Source organism: Niallia taxi (assembly GCF_032818155.1).
GTDB classification, from domain to species: Bacteria; Bacillota; Bacilli; order Bacillales; family Cytobacillaceae; genus Niallia; species Niallia taxi_A.
In genome coordinates, this window is the sequence record NZ_CP102589.1 from 1619260 (window position 1) to 1633947 (window position 14688).

At 38.5% G+C, this 14688-nt stretch carries 17 protein-coding genes; 16 read left to right on the forward strand and 1 reads right to left on the reverse strand.

The genetic code is table 11. The features are described 5' to 3' along the window. Positions 1-42: 42 nt before the first annotated feature. From NQZ71_RS07865 to NQZ71_RS07915, 11 genes are all read left to right on the forward strand, one after another. Positions 43-309 carry an IreB family regulatory phosphoprotein gene (locus NQZ71_RS07865; protein ID WP_127737353.1) on the forward strand — a complete coding sequence of 89 codons (267 nt, stop codon included), beginning with the start codon at positions 43-45 and terminating at the stop codon, positions 307-309. 5 nt (positions 310-314) lie between these two features. Next, positions 315-731 (forward strand): Holliday junction resolvase RuvX, encoded by a 417-nt coding sequence (gene ruvX, locus NQZ71_RS07870; protein ID WP_127737354.1) that lies wholly within the window; start codon positions 315-317, stop codon positions 729-731. Between the two features lie 13 nt (positions 732-744). After that, positions 745-1038 carry a DUF1292 domain-containing protein gene (locus NQZ71_RS07875; RefSeq protein ID WP_127737355.1) on the forward strand — a complete coding sequence of 98 codons (294 nt, stop codon included), beginning with the start codon at positions 745-747 and terminating at the stop codon, positions 1036-1038. Between the two features lie 510 nt (positions 1039-1548). Then, complete coding sequence (mltG, locus tag NQZ71_RS07880) at positions 1549-2649, forward strand: endolytic transglycosylase MltG (RefSeq protein ID WP_317011734.1); 1101 nt, start codon at positions 1549-1551, stop codon at positions 2647-2649. A 236-nt stretch (positions 2650-2885) separates the two neighbouring features. Beyond that, positions 2886-3530 (forward strand): O-methyltransferase, encoded by a 645-nt coding sequence (locus NQZ71_RS07885; RefSeq protein ID WP_375545197.1) that lies wholly within the window; start codon positions 2886-2888, stop codon positions 3528-3530. 3 nt (positions 3531-3533) lie between these two features. Further along, positions 3534-4463 carry a peptidase U32 family protein gene (locus tag NQZ71_RS07890; RefSeq protein WP_317011627.1) on the forward strand — a complete coding sequence of 310 codons (930 nt, stop codon included), beginning with the start codon at positions 3534-3536 and terminating at the stop codon, positions 4461-4463. Positions 4464-4484: 21 nt separating this feature from the next. Beyond that, complete coding sequence (locus NQZ71_RS07895) at positions 4485-5753, forward strand: peptidase U32 family protein (protein WP_144452565.1); 1269 nt, start codon at positions 4485-4487, stop codon at positions 5751-5753. Between the two features lie 3 nt (positions 5754-5756). After that, positions 5757-6392 (forward strand): uridine kinase, encoded by a 636-nt coding sequence (udk, locus tag NQZ71_RS07900; RefSeq protein WP_144452566.1) that lies wholly within the window; start codon positions 5757-5759, stop codon positions 6390-6392. A 302-nt stretch (positions 6393-6694) separates the two neighbouring features. Beyond that, entirely contained in the window at positions 6695-7171 is a 477-nt protein-coding gene (gene greA / locus NQZ71_RS07905; RefSeq protein ID WP_127737360.1) for a transcription elongation factor GreA, read from the forward strand. Between the two features lie 64 nt (positions 7172-7235). Next, positions 7236-9005: a peptidoglycan D,D-transpeptidase FtsI family protein gene (locus NQZ71_RS07910; RefSeq protein ID WP_144452567.1), complete on the forward strand. Its 1770-nt coding sequence runs from the start codon at positions 7236-7238 to the stop codon at positions 9003-9005. Between the two features lie 129 nt (positions 9006-9134). Next, the gene (locus tag NQZ71_RS07915; protein ID WP_144452568.1) at positions 9135-9776 is read left to right on the forward strand and encodes a YrrS family protein; all 642 of its coding nucleotides are present in this window, start codon (positions 9135-9137) and stop codon (positions 9774-9776) included. 48 nt (positions 9777-9824) lie between these two features. Here the strand turns inward: NQZ71_RS07915 and NQZ71_RS07920 are convergent, their stop codons facing one another. Beyond that, complete coding sequence (locus NQZ71_RS07920) at positions 9825-10031, reverse strand: DUF2536 family protein (protein WP_127737363.1); 207 nt, start codon at positions 10029-10031, stop codon at positions 9825-9827. Between the two features lie 183 nt (positions 10032-10214). On the opposite strand from NQZ71_RS07920, the gene NQZ71_RS07925 reads away from it, so the two are divergent. The 5 genes from NQZ71_RS07925 to NQZ71_RS07945 all read left to right on the forward strand — a co-directional run bounded on the left by NQZ71_RS07925 (position 10215) and on the right by NQZ71_RS07945 (position 14346). Beyond that, positions 10215-10853: a class I SAM-dependent DNA methyltransferase gene (locus NQZ71_RS07925; protein ID WP_317011629.1), complete on the forward strand. Its 639-nt coding sequence runs from the start codon at positions 10215-10217 to the stop codon at positions 10851-10853. A gap of 16 nt (positions 10854-10869) precedes the next feature. After that, positions 10870-11565 (forward strand): 5'-methylthioadenosine/S-adenosylhomocysteine nucleosidase, encoded by a 696-nt coding sequence (mtnN, locus tag NQZ71_RS07930; RefSeq protein WP_317011630.1) that lies wholly within the window; start codon positions 10870-10872, stop codon positions 11563-11565. 156 nt (positions 11566-11721) lie between these two features. Continuing rightward, positions 11722-12645, forward strand: a complete 924-nt coding sequence (locus NQZ71_RS07935; protein WP_144453359.1) for a PLP-dependent cysteine synthase family protein — start codon at positions 11722-11724, stop codon at positions 12643-12645. Beyond that, on the forward strand, positions 12646-13779 hold the full coding sequence (locus tag NQZ71_RS07940; protein WP_317011631.1) for a bifunctional cystathionine gamma-lyase/homocysteine desulfhydrase: 1134 nt from the start codon (positions 12646-12648) through the stop codon (positions 13777-13779). A 321-nt stretch (positions 13780-14100) separates the two neighbouring features. Beyond that, positions 14101-14346, forward strand: coding sequence for a YrhC family protein (locus NQZ71_RS07945; protein WP_127737367.1), 246 nt, complete (start codon positions 14101-14103; stop codon positions 14344-14346). The last annotated feature ends 342 nt before the right edge of the window (positions 14347-14688 follow it).

The window sequence follows — 14688 nt, forward strand, 5'->3', positions numbered from 1 at the left end:
GTATCAATTAACAGAATCTGTCTGAAAATAGAGGTGTTGTATATGAGCTCATTTGACAAAACAATGAGATTCAATTTTCCTGAAGAACCATATGAACATGACGTAAAAGAAGTATTAAACCAAGTGTATGATGCTCTTCAAGAAAAAGGCTATAACCCAATTAACCAAATTGTCGGCTATCTACTTTCAGGAGACCCTGCATATATACCGCGCCATATGGATGCACGAAATATTATGCGCAAACTAGAGCGAGATGAGATCATAGAAGAGCTTGTCAAGTTCTATTTAAAACAGCAACGAGAGGATTAACAAAAATGCGGACAATGGGCTTGGATGTAGGCTCAAAAACGGTAGGCGTTGCCATTAGTGATGCCTTGGGCTGGACAGCCCAAGGCATTGAAACGGTAAAAATCGACGAAGAGAAAGAAGAATTCGGATTAGACCGTTTAGGAGTATTGATTGTTGAGCATGATGTAAGTAAAATAGTGGTTGGCCTCCCAAAAAACATGAATGGCAGTATTGGCTTTCGCGGAGAAGCGAGCCAGCATTACGGTAAGCTCCTTGAGGAAAGATTCGGTCTTCCAGTTGTGTTTTGGGATGAGCGGCTGACAACGATGGCTGCTGAAAGAGTGCTGCTTGAAGCAGATGTAAGCAGAAAAAAAAGGAAAAAAGTAATTGATAAGATGGCAGCATCTATGATATTACAAGGCTATATGGATAGCCAGAAATGATGAGGTGGAAATAATGGAACACGGAGAAACAAATACAATTACAGTAGTAGACGAGCAAGGAAACGAACAATTATGCGAAATTTTGTTCACATTTGAATCAGATGAATTCGGTAAATCATATGTCCTTTATTACCCAATTGGTGAAGATGACAGTGAAGATGACGAAATCGATATTCATGCATCATCTTTCATTCCAAACGAAGAAACTGGCGATGGTGAGCTTTCACCAATCGAAACAGATGAAGAGTGGGATTTAGTAGAGGAAATGCTTAACACTTTCCTTGCTAAAGAAGAGGAAGAAGAATAAGAAAAACGTTAGGGGACAGCTATTCGCTGTCCCCTTTGTTTTATCCTTTAAAAATAGAGTAATTGGTGATAACTGAACTATTAATCCGTTTTTGTGGCTAAAAAACAATAATTCTAAAACTTAGAGGAAGGGAGCGGAGGCACCCGATTTTTAGGGGGATAGAGATGATTTATACCCTGCAGGATCCATACCTCCCTAAAAAAAGTGTGAGGACGAGCATGTATCGGAACAAACAACATTTTAAGTCATATTCTGCTTGCACAGCTAAGCTAAGCTCCGTTGTTACAAATTTATCCTTCCTGTTTAGAATTTAATGAGCGGAGTGTTATTGCCATACACTATTCTTGAATAACAAAAATGCCGCGTTTCGCTATTTTTTGCACTTTCTTTGTTAGAATATAGTATAATTAGTCGAGAAATGGTGTAGATAGATAATACATACCCGGATTTTAGGAGGGAAAAAAATTGTCAACAACAGAGGGGAATAATGATAGAAAAGATAAGAAGAATATGTTTTTTGAAAAAATCGCTGAAAGGCGAAATGAAGCAAAAACAATAAGAAAAATTGTCGGCATGACCATCCTTGTACTGGCGGTTTTAATAGTTGCAGTATCACTTACAAGCTATTTTTACATTAAGTCGAGTTTGAAGCCTGTCGATGCGGACAGCAAAAAAGAAATAGTTGTCGATATACCTATTGGCTCCAGTGTAACGTATATCGCTCAGACATTACAGGACAACGGGCTTGTCAAAAATGCCAGGGTGTTTAAATATTATGTGAAGTTTAAAAATGAGTCCGAATTTATGGCAGGAGAATATCATATGAATCCTTCCATGACAATACAAGAAATCATTGACAGCCTAAAGACAGGTAAAATTATGCAAGAGCCAATTTTCTCGATGACGATACCTGAAGGCAGACAGCTTGATGAAATTGCTGCCGTCATAGCGGACAAAACAAAACAACCGAAAGATAAAGTGTTTAAAAGTCTTAATGATGAAAAATTTATTCAGTCATTGATGGACAAGTACCCAACGATTCTTACGACAGAGGTATGGGCGAAGGATATTAAATATCCATTAGAAGGGTATCTTTTCCCTGCGACATATGCCTTTTATAAAAAATCTCCAAGCCTTGAAGAAATTGTATCTGTGATGCTTGACAAAACCCAAAGTGTTGTCGATAAGTACAGACAGGATATCGAACGGGAAGATTTAACCGTACACCAATTTCTGACGATGTCCTCACTTATTGAGGAAGAAGCAACAGAAAAGGCTGATCGAGATAAGATTGCAAGTGTATTTTATAACCGCATCAAGGAAGATATGCCACTGCAAACAGATCCGACTGTGCTCTACTCACAAGGAAAGCATAAGGAAAGAGTCACATATAAGGATTTAGAAGTGGATTCACCGTACAATACGTACAAGAATAAGGGACTTACACCAGGTCCGATTTCTAATGCTGGAACTATGTCAATGGAGGCTGCTCTTCACCCTGCAAAAACAGATTATCTGTATTTCTTGGCAGCTGGCGATGGCACTGTTTATTTTTCTAGTACTTTAGAAGAACATAATTCATTAAAGGCTAAATATATTACCAATAAATAAAGCGGTGGGGGAAGCAGTATTAATTAGCTTTCCCCCGCGTTTTATGTTAAAATAGTACAAGTGTTTTTGAACAGGTACTTATTATGGCAATAACTAATTTGGCATATATACAAAAGTTAGGTTCTTTATAAAAGAAGCTAACATTTTTCAGGTGGAGGGGGAACTTTCCCCCGAATAACAGGTAAACAAAAAATCATTAATTATCGTCTGGCAAATGTAAATAGAGGTGAATTCTGTTGCAGAATGAAGAGCAAGTGCTGAAATATATCGAGAATTTAATTCCAGATAGAAGTGAAGCCTTTAAAGAGATTGAACAGTATGCAGTTGAGCATGATGTGCCGATTATGGAGCTAGTGGGAATAGAAACATTGCTTCAGCTGCTAAGGATGCACCAACCGAAAAAAATCCTTGAAATTGGGACAGCAATTGGCTACTCTGCACTGCGGATGGCTGAAGCTTTGCCTGAATGCAAGGTAGTGTCGGTTGAGCGGGATGAGCAACGTCACAATAAGGCATTAGCAAATGTAGAAACAATGAACATGAGCTCACAAGTTTTCTTAATAAAAGGTGATGCATTAGAAGTAGAGCATCTAGTGAGAGAGCATGGCCCTTTTGATGTATTATTTATTGACGCTGCCAAAAGCCAATATCGGAAGTTCTTTGATATATATTCGAAAATGCTTTCTCCTAACGGTGTAATATTTACGGATAATATATTATTCCATGGGCTTGTTGCCGAAGAGAAAATTGAGAGTCGGAATTTAAGACAGCTTATCCGAAAGATAAAAGAATTTAATATTTGGCTAATGGAACATCCAGATTACCATACAGCAATAATGCCTGTTGGTGACGGATTAGCGATTAGTAAAAAGAGGGGATAAAAGATGAAAAAACCTGAATTGCTTGTTACACCAATTACAGTTGAAGACATTATCCCACTGATCAATTGCGGAGCAGATGCCTTTGTGGTCGGTGAACAGAAATTTGGATTGCGTTTAGCAGGAGAATTTAAGCGCGATGATGTAAAAAAAGCGGTTGAGCTTGCACACTCAAAGGATAAAAAGGTTTATGTGGCAATCAACGGCGTTTTTCACAATGACAAGATTGATGGGCTTTATGACTATATTACATTCTTAAAGGATGTAAAGGCAGACGCTATTATATTTGGCGACCCGGCTGTGCTTATGGTGGCTCGTGAAGTTGCTCCTGACATGAAATTGCATTGGAATACGGAAACTACTGGAACTAACTGGTATACATGTAATTACTGGGGCAGAAAAGGCGCTAAGCGTGCAGTGCTAGCAAGGGAATTAAGCATGGATGCTATCATTGAAATGAAGGAAAATGCAGAAGTTGAAATAGAAGTGCAGGTGCATGGAATGACAACGATGTTCCAATCAAAAAGAACTTTGTTAGGACATTACTTCCAACATCAAGGCAAAGACGAAGAAATGGCTGATAGACAGCGCGATAAAGATTATTTCCTTCATGATAAAGAAAGAGAAAACAAATATCCTATTTTTGAAGACGAAAATGGAACACATATTATGAGTCCTAATGATATTTGTATCGTGGATGAGCTTCAGGAATTAATGGATGCAGGAATCGACTCCTTCAAGATTGATGGAATTTTAAAAGATTCTGCTTATATTCAAAAGGTGACAAGCATTTATCATCGTGCAATCATGATGTATATAAATGCCCCGGACCAATATGAGGAAGAGAAGGACAGCCTTTTAGCGGAAATTGAACAAATACAGCCGGCAAACAGACAATTGGACACAGGATTTTTCTTTAAGGAAACAGTGTATTAACTATTAGGAGGAGTTTAGACGATGACAGCAGTGAAAACACCTATCTCTGAAATACGAGACGGTAAAAGAATCATTGTCAAAAAACCGGAGCTTTTAGCGCCTGCAGGTAATCTTGAAAAGCTGAAGATAGCTGTTGCTTATGGTGCTGATGCGGTTTTTATCGGGGGACAGGAATACGGACTCCGCTCAAACGCTGGAAATTTCACTTTTGAAGAAATGAAAGAGGGAGTGGAATTTGCAAAGGGCTATAATGCAAAAATTTATGTAACAACAAATATTTTTGCTCATAATGAAAATATCGATGGACTTGAAGATTACCTGCTTGGTCTAAAGGAAGCAGGAATTCATGGCATTATCGTGGCTGATCCATTGATTATTGAAACATGCCGCAGAGTTGCACCTGAAATAGAGGTACACTTAAGCACACAGCAATCTCTTTCTAACTGGAAAGCAGTACAGTATTGGAAAGAGGAAGGTTTAGAACGAGTTGTGCTTGCCCGTGAAACTAGTGCTGAAGAAATTCAAGAAATGAAAGAAAAAGTTGATATTGAAATTGAGACATTTATACATGGCGCAATGTGTATCGCTTATTCTGGAAGATGTACATTAAGCAACCATATGACTGCAAGGGATTCTAACAGAGGTGGTTGCTGCCAATCATGCCGCTGGGATTATGATTTATACAGACTTGAGGGCGAACAAGAAAACCCGCTTTTCTCTGAAGAAGACTCACCATTTGCTATGAGTCCGAAAGATTTAAAGCTGATTGAATCGATTCCTCGTATGATTGAAATAGGCATTGACAGCTTGAAGGTTGAAGGACGTATGAAATCCATTCATTACGTGGCAACTGTTGTCAGCGTGTACCGTAAAGTAATTGATGCATACTGTGCAGACCCAGATAATTTCGTGATTGACCCAGAATGGCTGAAGGAACTTGATAAATGTGCAAACAGAGAGACAGCTCCAGCCTTCTTTGAAGGACAGCCAGGGTATAAAGAGCAAATGTTTGGTAATCATAGCAAAAAGACAAGCTTTGATTTCGCCGGTCTTGTCCTTGACTATGATAAGGAAGAACAGATAGTGACGCTTCAGCAGCGTAACTTCTTTAAACCAGGACAGGAAGTGGAGTTCTTCGGTCCAGAAATATCTAATTTTACGACAGTTGTTGAGACAATATGGGATGAAAAAGGCAATGTGCTTGAAGCAGCTCGCCATCCGCTGCAAATTGTTAAATTTAAAGTGGATCACCCTGTATTTCCAAATAACATGATGAGAAAGGAGCTCTAAAGCATGCAGCGCAAACCAGTTGTAATTGGTGTCGCAGGTGGCTCCGGATCAGGAAAAACAAGCGTGACCAAGGCTATATTTGAGCATTTTCAAGGACATTCCATCCTGATGATAGAACAGGATTATTATTATAAGGATCAATCACATCTTCCATTCGAAGAAAGACTAGAAACAAACTATGACCACCCGCTTGCATTTGATACAGACTTATTGATTGAACATATTCAAACATTGCTTCAATATGAAAAAATCGAAAAGCCTGTCTATAATTATGCAATGCATACCAGATCAGATGAGACGATTCTTGTCGAACCAAGAGATGTTATTATTGTCGAAGGTATTTTGATCCTAGAGGATGAAAGACTACGTAATTTAATGGATATGAAGCTGTACGTTGATACAGATGCTGATTTACGTATTATTAGAAGACTAGTAAGAGATATTCAAGACAGAGGCAGAACAATGGACTCTGTTATTGACCAATATGTTAATGTTGTCAGACCAATGCATAATCAATTCATTGAACCGACAAAACGCTATGCAGATATCATCATCCCTGAAGGCGGGCAAAATCATGTTGCTATTGATTTAATGGTAACGAAAATACAGACAATCCTTGAACAGAAGTCTTTGTTATAAATTCAAAGAATAAACTGGAAAAAAAGGAATAAAAAGCAGCTTGTATTCAAAAACTTGGATATAACCTTTTAAACCCTTTTGTAATAGGATTTTCAAAAGAATTATTTCCCTAAAATAATTCATTTTAGGGAATAATTATTCTTTTTCTGAAAGAAAATGCTTTCTTTTTTTCGGATTACGTATTAAACTCATCCTATTAGTAATTAAGCTTGAGTTTACCATCTGCAATATTTAATACATATCATAAAAACCAACAATCAACTTATATAGATTGTGCTGGATACTTTAAGGAGTGAACATTTTTGGCTATCGAAAAAGAATTTCCAATGACATTGGCTGGTAAAGAGAAGTTAGAACAAGAACTTGAACAATTAAAGACGGTAAAACGTAAAGAAGTAGTTGAACGTATAAAAATAGCTCGTAGCTTTGGAGACTTATCAGAGAATTCAGAGTATGATTCAGCGAAGGAAGAACAAGCTTTTGTCGAAGGGCGCATCACAACGCTTGAAAACATGATTCGCAATGCAAAAATCATTTCTGAGGATGAGCTTGACCGTGACACTGTTTCACTAGGCAGCTCTGTTACTTTCATCGAGCTTCCAGATGGCGACGAAGAAACTTACACTATCGTTGGTAGTGCTGAAGCAGACCCGTTTGAAGGCAAAATCTCCAATGATTCACCGATTGCAAAGAGCCTTATTGGCAAAAAGGTCGGCGATAAAGTGGTTGTACAAACACCAGGCGGAGAAATGAACGTAGAAATCGTTACAATTAAATAACAAATTCAAACATTTTGTTTGAAATTCTAACACCTCGTCAACACTTTTGATGAGGTGTTTATTTATGTGGAGAAACAGGGCAATTTTTATCGGAGTGTTTTTTATATGCATGCTTGCCGTACTGCTGGCAAGGCTAGTTCAAATCCAGCTTATCGAAACAGAACATTTTACAAAGCATAATATTAACCTAGTTGAAGCAAGTGTCAAGCAACGATCACAAGAAATGGTGTTGGATAACGGCAGAGGCGGTTTTTTAGACAGAGATGGGGAGTCGCTTACACAACAAACAAAAACAGTTCTGATTCTATTTCCGTTCTTAAAAAACATGGAATGGGATAGCAAAAAAATTGCGGATATTATTGGCACAACAGAATATACTTTAACGAAAACAATTGCAGATGCAAAAGAGCCGGTTGTCCTTGGGGGAAGCAAGCCTGTTGAATTGTCTTCAGAACAAATGACGAATATTAATAGTCTTAAAATTCCTGGTGTGTTTGCCGTAAATAAAAAATACAGGGTCCAAAATGATTTAGCAGAGCAGCTCTTAGGGATAACAGGACAAAATGAAGAACAGCTTGCCGCCCGATATCCTGATAAAAAGCTGTCCTACGATACATTAATGGGTCTGACTGGATTAGAAAAAAGCTTTGATGAATTTCTCCTTCCAGATGGAGAATCTAAGCTTGTCTATCATGTTGATGCAACAGGCGGTCCTTTATTCGGCGTAAATGTAAAATATGTGGAGCCGGGAAATCCTTTTTATCCAGTGAATATTAAAACAACCATAGATAAAGAGCTGCAAGAAAATGCAGAGCAATTGGCGGACAAGCATGGAATTAAAAAGGGCGGACTCGTGCTTTTAGATATGGAGACAAATACTGTCGCTGCCATGGTATCACGTCCAAATATAAACTCAAGCAGTCCTTATGAAACAGAAGGAATTAATAACTTTATGCTAAAACAGCAAATAGTCGGCTCTGTATTTAAGACTGTTGTTGCTGCAGCGGCAATTGATAATAAATTGGATAATAAGGATGCTGTTTACAACTGCAGTCAAAAGATAAATGGAGATCCTGATCCAGTTTATCAGCATGGCATGCTTAACTTTACAGATAGCTTTGCTGTCAGCTGTAATAATACATTTGCGACGATTGCAAAGGATCTGCAAAACATCGATGAGCATATGCTAGAGGATTATGCCAACAAGCTATCTTTAACGGCTTCCGTTGGCTGGCAAGGATCTATTTTTCATTCGAGCGATTTCAAGCAATTACAGGATGAGGAAAAGGGCCGAGTGTTTTTGTCAGAGGAAGCAAGAAAGGATAAAAATTATGTTGCATTGACAGGCATCGGTCAAAACGAAGTGAGAGTTACCCCTCTCGCTGTTGCGAACATGATGGCGACAATTGCCAGAGGCGGGGAAAAGCAGGCAGTTAGAGTTGCATCTGAAATAGAATATAAAAATGGCAGCACATTGCTTACATTTGATCAAAAAAAACTGCTTGGGGACACGATTAAACCATATACAGCAGAGCGGCTTCAAAAGCTTTTAAGAGAAGTTGTCGAGAATAAAGAAGGCACTGGCAGATGGTTTCAGGACTTGCCTTATGAAGTGGCTGGGAAATCCGGAACCGCAGAAACTGGCATATACAAAGGAAAAGAGCAGCTTCACAATAAATGGTTTGCAGGTTATTTTCCGTATGACAATCCCAAGTATGCCCTTGTTGCCGTTAATCTTGAAGTATTTGCTGACGAAGGAGGAGTCAATCCGCTGTTTGCAGATATGGTTAAAATGGTATATGAGCATGATCATAATGAGAACAAGCAGGAGTAGTAAAATACCCATTTTCCTTTTCACTCAGCAAAAGTCATGATAGAATATGTACAGCCTTAATTGGCTAAAAAAATGGTGATAATAAAGAAACATAATACAAATGTTTGGATATAGGGAGGAGAAACAGTTTTGAGCACAGACACTAACAATAATGTTCGAAGCAGATCGGAAAATCGATCAAAGAGGAAAAAGACGAATATTATTCTTAATGGCTTGATCATTCTTGTCATAGCATTAATTGTTTTTGTCTCATATTCTATTTTCAAGACAAAAGATGACAACAATGCAGAAAAGCAAAGTAACACAAACGCAGCTAAAACGGAAGAGACTGCTGCGAGTGGGGATGCTGCTGCCCAAACAGACGATGACAAAGCTTCCAATACGGACGACGCAGATGAAGATTCTACAGAGCAAAAAGACGGAGATGAAGTCATCACAGATGGAGGCAGTGATTCGAACGTTATTAAAACAATCGAAAATTCTTCATGGGAGTCTGTTGGCACAGCACAAACTGGTGAACATACTGCTACCTACTCAGAAGGCGTTGATTGGAATGAGCAGGTTAAAGCATTGGCATATGGAACAGGAATTGATGAAAGTAATATGACTGTCTGGTTTTTAGGTAACAACAATCACGACCCTAATAAATCGATTGGCACTGTATCCACAAAAGATAAAAGCCAAAAATATCGAGTATATATTGAATGGGTAGACGGCAGCGGCTGGAAGCCAACAAAGGTAGAAGAAATTAAAGATTTAAATATCCGTTAATCAATAGAAGCGGCATATGAATATTCATATGCCGCCATCATTTTGTTCTTATTTTTTTATTTTAAAATGCACCATAACTGTGTGGTACGGTCTGCCGTTTTCTTGAAGTGTTGTTTGATGATTTACAGAATGCACGGAAAGCAAAATACCTTTGTTTATTTCAATTTGCTCAGAAATTCTTTTTTCAATCGTTTTTAGGCTTTCTCCTTCAAAAAATTCTACTTTGTCTTGGATAATATCAAGCTGAAAATTCATAGGTTACTTCCTTTCTAGGGATATCTGTATGTATTTTAGCATAAATAGTATAAAACAAGGAGACTGGTGATAAAAGCAATTTACCAGAAAAGTGAGTGGAGTCTTTAGTAAATGATGAACATGACTCTCGTCCAATTCATAGTATGTTTATGGGAATTGTTTGCTATGAAAGGGGAATGCGAAATGGGAAAGGAATTCATTGAAATCTTTGAAAAATGGGCGGACACTTACGATAGTAGCTTAACAAAAGATATCGAGTACAAAGAAGTGTTTCACGGCTATGACCAAATATTAGAAAGTGTTGCAAATAAAGCCTTCGGCGAAGTTGTTGAATTTGGACCAGGAACAGGTAATCTTACTGTAAAGCTGTTAGAGCTAGGCTTGTCTGTCACAGGAATAGAACCTTCCCCGGCTATGCGAAAATTAGCGGACGAAAAGCTAAAAGGGAAAGCAGTTGTGAAGGACGGTGACTTTCTTTCCTTTACTATAGAGAAAAAACCAGATGTTTTTGTCAGTACGTATGCTTTTCATCATTTAACAGATAAAGAAAAAGCAGAAGCCATTACTCTTTATAGTAATTTACTGTCGTCATCTGGTAAAATAGTTTTTGCGGATACAATGTTTCGTTCCGAAGAAGAATATGAAAAAGCAAAAGCAGCCGCTTCACAAAGCGGATTTAATAACCTTGCAGCAGACTTAGCACGTGAATACTATTCCACCATCCCGAAGCTTAAGGGGATGTTAGAGGAAAATGGCTTCACTGCCACATTTACTCGCTTAAATGAGTTTGTCTGGATCATGGAAGGAATAAAAGTGCAGTAAGAAAGAGGGAAATACATTGAAAATAGCAATCATCGGAGCAATGGAAGAAGAAGTTTCTATACTAAGAGAACAGATGGAAAATAAAAAGGAGCAGACAATCGCTGGTTTTCAGTTTATTGAAGGAAATTTGGCTGGCAAGGAAGTAGTCCTGCTTCGTTCAGGCATCGGCAAGGTTAATGCTGCAATGAGCACAACAATCCTAATGCAGGCCTATAAACCGGATTATCTTATTAATACAGGTTCAGCAGGTGGATTAAATCCTGACTTGAATGTTGGAGATGTTGTAATCTCTAGTGAAGTTAGACATCATGATGTAGATGCAACTATATTCGGCTATGAATATGGTCAAGTGCCACAAATGCCTGCAAGCTTTGCAGCATACAATAGTTTAATTCAAATAGCCGAGGAAAGTGCCAAGGAAGTTGGCGAATATGCAGTTGTGAGAGGCCTTATCACAACAGGAGATTCCTTTATTAACGATCCTGAGAGGGCTGACTTTATTAAATCAAAATTTACTGGGCTTCAAGCAGTTGAAATGGAAGCAGCTGCAATAGCACAGGTTGCATATAAGCATGAAATACCATTTGTGATTATCCGTTCCCTGTCTGATATTGCCGGTAAAGAGTCGCATCTGTCCTTTGATCAATACTTGGAGAAGGCAGCAGTGCATTCAGCAAACTTAGTAGTTGGAATTGTAAAGAAAATGAAGTAAACAGGAGCGGGAAGACTTGTTAAAGACTTCCCCCCTTTTTTACCGATTAATTCTGACTATTCAAATGGGGATATAAGTAATAGAGCAATCGGTATATTTTGCAAACGAAATTAAGTGCAAAACAGGCAATGATATATAGAAGGAGGGAAATGATTGATGAGAGTTCACAACAATGTACATCAACTTATTGGCAATACGCCAATGGTTGAGATAACCCATTTTCCTTTGCCGAATCATGTTCGTATATTTGCGAAGCTAGAGTTTTATAACCCAGGCGGAAGCATTAAAGACAGACTTGGGCTTGAATTAGTCAAGGATGCCATTGAGAGTGGAAAGCTGACAAAAGGTGGAACAATCATTGAACCAACTGCAGGAAACACAGGAATAGGTTTAGCTCTTGCTGCATTAAATCAAGATATAAACGTAATTGTGTGTGTGCCGGAAAAGTTCAGCATCGAGAAACAGCAAATTATGAAGGCTTTAGGTGCGGAAATTATCCATACGCCAACACATATGGGCATGGCTGGGGCGATTGCAAAGGCAAAAGAGCTGCAAAAAAGCATTCCAGGCTCGTTCCTGCCAGGTCAATTTGAAAATCCAGCAAATCCAGATACTTATTATAAAACACTAGGACCGGAAATTTGGGAGCAGCTTGATGGAGATATAGATATCTTTGTTGCTGGTGCTGGTACTGGTGGTACCTTTATGGGAACAGCCAGATACTTAAAAGACCAAAAAAGCACAATAAAAACAGTTATCGTAGAGCCAGAAGGATCTATCCTGAATGGCGGAATTGCTGGGTCACATAAAACAGAAGGCATTGGAATGGAATTTCTGCCCACCTATATGGACACTTCTTATTTTGATGCAATTCATACAGTAAGTGATGCTGATGCCTTTCAAAAGGTAAAGGATGCGGCTAAAAAAGAAGGGTTGCTAGTTGGCAGTTCCTCAGGGGCAGCCTTGCATGCTGCCTTATTGGAGGCAGAGGCTGCTACGCCAGGAACAAATATTGTCGTTGTGTTTCCAGACAGCAGCGACAGGTATATTAGCAAGAAGATCTTTGAAGGAGGAATATAAATGAAACGTAAAACAAGACTTATCCATGGAGGAATACCAGGAGACCCACATACAGGTGCTGTCAATGTCCCAATATATCAGGTTAGTACTTATAAACAGGATGGAATTGGAAATCATCAAGGCTTTGAATATTCTCGAACAGGAAACCCTACTCGTCACGCGCTAGAAGAGCTTATAAAGGATTTAGAGCATGGCACGAGAGGATTTGCCTTTAGCTCTGGAATGGCAGCCATTACAGCTGTTATCATGCTGTTTAAACAAGGTGATCACCTTTTAATAACAGATGATGTATACGGAGGAACATTCCGTGTTATAACAAAGGTGTTAAATAAATTTGGAATCGAAGCAACCTTTATAGACACAAGCAATATTGACAATATTAAAGAAGCAGTTCAAGAAAATACAGTTGCTCTTTATATTGAAACGCCGACAAACCCTCTGTTAAAAATCACAGATATTACAGCAGCTTCCTTTGCAGCGAAGGAACTAGGCCTATTAACGATTGTGGACAATACATTCTCAACACCATATTGGCAGACTCCATTAACACTTGGTGCTGATGTTGTTCTGCATAGTGCCACAAAATATTTAGGCGGACATAGTGATGTAGTATCAGGGCTTGTAGCCGTAAAAAATGAAAAATTAGGCGAAGATCTGCATTTTATCCAAAACTCAACAGGAGGAGTGCTTGGACCACAAGATTCTTGGTTGTTGATTCGCGGCATTAAGACATTAGGAATCAGAATGGAGGAGCACGAAAAAAGCGCAAAAGAGATTGTTGCTTTTTTAGAAAAGCACCCAGCTGTATCAATGGTTTATTATCCAGGGCTTAAATCACATCCAAATCATGAAATCAGCAAAAAACAAGCACTTGGCTTCGGCGGCATGATCAGCTTTGACGTCGGCAGTGAAGCAAATGCTGATAAGCTTCTCAAGCAAGTGAAGTATTTTACTTTAGCAGAAAGCCTTGGCGCAGTCGAAAGCTTAATATCTGTTCCAGCAAAAATGACACATGCATCCATACCGAAGGAAAGAAGAGCAGAGCTCGGTATTACCGATGGACTTGTCCGCATTTCCGTTGGACTTGAGGATATAGAGGATTTGCTGGAGGATTTGGAACAGGCTTTAAGATAAACTAGCTAACCTCCGTGACGAAGTCATGGGGGTTTTATTTAATGGGTTAAGAGTCTATGCTGTGAAACAAAGGGAAGAGCCCCAGCATCAAAGTATGAGAAGGCGATAGCTTCCTGGCTACAAAAAGCGAGAGTAGCAGCAGCTTTATGTGATTGCTCAACAATTATTTAAGTAACAAAGTTATCTAAATGGATTTTCCACGTTGGATTTTTCGTCCGAAAAAAATCCTATAATTTTCCTGACATGCTATCAATTGCTAAAGAAAAGTTAGCTAAGCTTATGTTAAAGTAGAGTTATAGAAAAGTAGAAAGCAGGGATAGCTTGGAAAAGACGTTGAAGGATTTGTCGGGGAAATTGGCGGATTACAAACGATTTGCGATTGTTTTGTTGGCTGTTGGGGTCTTTTTTTATTTAGGAGTCATTATTCCAGCTGTGCATCAAGTTAAATGGCATGATGAAGCAATGACAATAACATCAGCACTTACTTTATCAGCATCCATTTTCTTCTTTGCAAAAGTGAAGAAGTTCAGAAAAATGATCAGCGACATGACAGATGACGATATGTAAATGAATAGATTGATAAGCAAAGAGGATGAGAAATTCATCTTCTTTTTTTATGCCCTTTTTTTACTAGGCATAAACCACTTTTTCGAAAAAATAAGTAAAATCTCTATTTTTAGAAAAAGTGGTTTACAAAAATGGAAATAGAGGATATAATTGCCAGTGTAAAAACTAATTCTAAAGGAGGTTGAATGTTATGAAAAACGTATTAATGCAATCAGTGAGCAATATGACAACATTATATGGATTATGCACGAATTCAACCGCTGAGGAATGGAAATTCTAGTTTTTTCTAAAATTACCTATTCAACCGCAGGTGAGTCGTGTCCTGCGGTTTTTATATGCCTT

Bases quoted from the DNA above. Each gene is read 5' to 3' on its own strand.
- NQZ71_RS07925 (WP_317011629.1), top strand. From the start codon at position 10,215: ATGGGAAAGGAATTCATTGAAATCTTTGAAAAATGGGCGGACACTTAC.
- NQZ71_RS07875 (WP_127737355.1), top strand. From the start codon at position 745: ATGGAACACGGAGAAACAAATACAATTACAGTAGTAGACGAGCAAGGA.
- NQZ71_RS07865 (WP_127737353.1), top strand. From the start codon at position 43: ATGAGCTCATTTGACAAAACAATGAGATTCAATTTTCCTGAAGAACCA.
- udk (WP_144452566.1), top strand. From the start codon at position 5,757: ATGCAGCGCAAACCAGTTGTAATTGGTGTCGCAGGTGGCTCCGGATCA.
- ruvX (WP_127737354.1), top strand. From the start codon at position 315: ATGCGGACAATGGGCTTGGATGTAGGCTCAAAAACGGTAGGCGTTGCC.
- mltG (WP_317011734.1), top strand. From the start codon at position 1,549: ATGTTTTTTGAAAAAATCGCTGAAAGGCGAAATGAAGCAAAAACAATA.
- NQZ71_RS07920 (WP_127737363.1), bottom strand. From the start codon at position 10,031: ATGAATTTTCAGCTTGATATTATCCAAGACAAAGTAGAATTTTTTGAA.
- NQZ71_RS07940 (WP_317011631.1), top strand. From the start codon at position 12,646: ATGAAACGTAAAACAAGACTTATCCATGGAGGAATACCAGGAGACCCA.
- NQZ71_RS07935 (WP_144453359.1), top strand. From the start codon at position 11,722: ATGAGAGTTCACAACAATGTACATCAACTTATTGGCAATACGCCAATG.
- NQZ71_RS07895 (WP_144452565.1), top strand. From the start codon at position 4,485: ATGACAGCAGTGAAAACACCTATCTCTGAAATACGAGACGGTAAAAGA.
- NQZ71_RS07890 (WP_317011627.1), top strand. From the start codon at position 3,534: ATGAAAAAACCTGAATTGCTTGTTACACCAATTACAGTTGAAGACATT.
- NQZ71_RS07910 (WP_144452567.1), top strand. From the start codon at position 7,236: ATGTGGAGAAACAGGGCAATTTTTATCGGAGTGTTTTTTATATGCATG.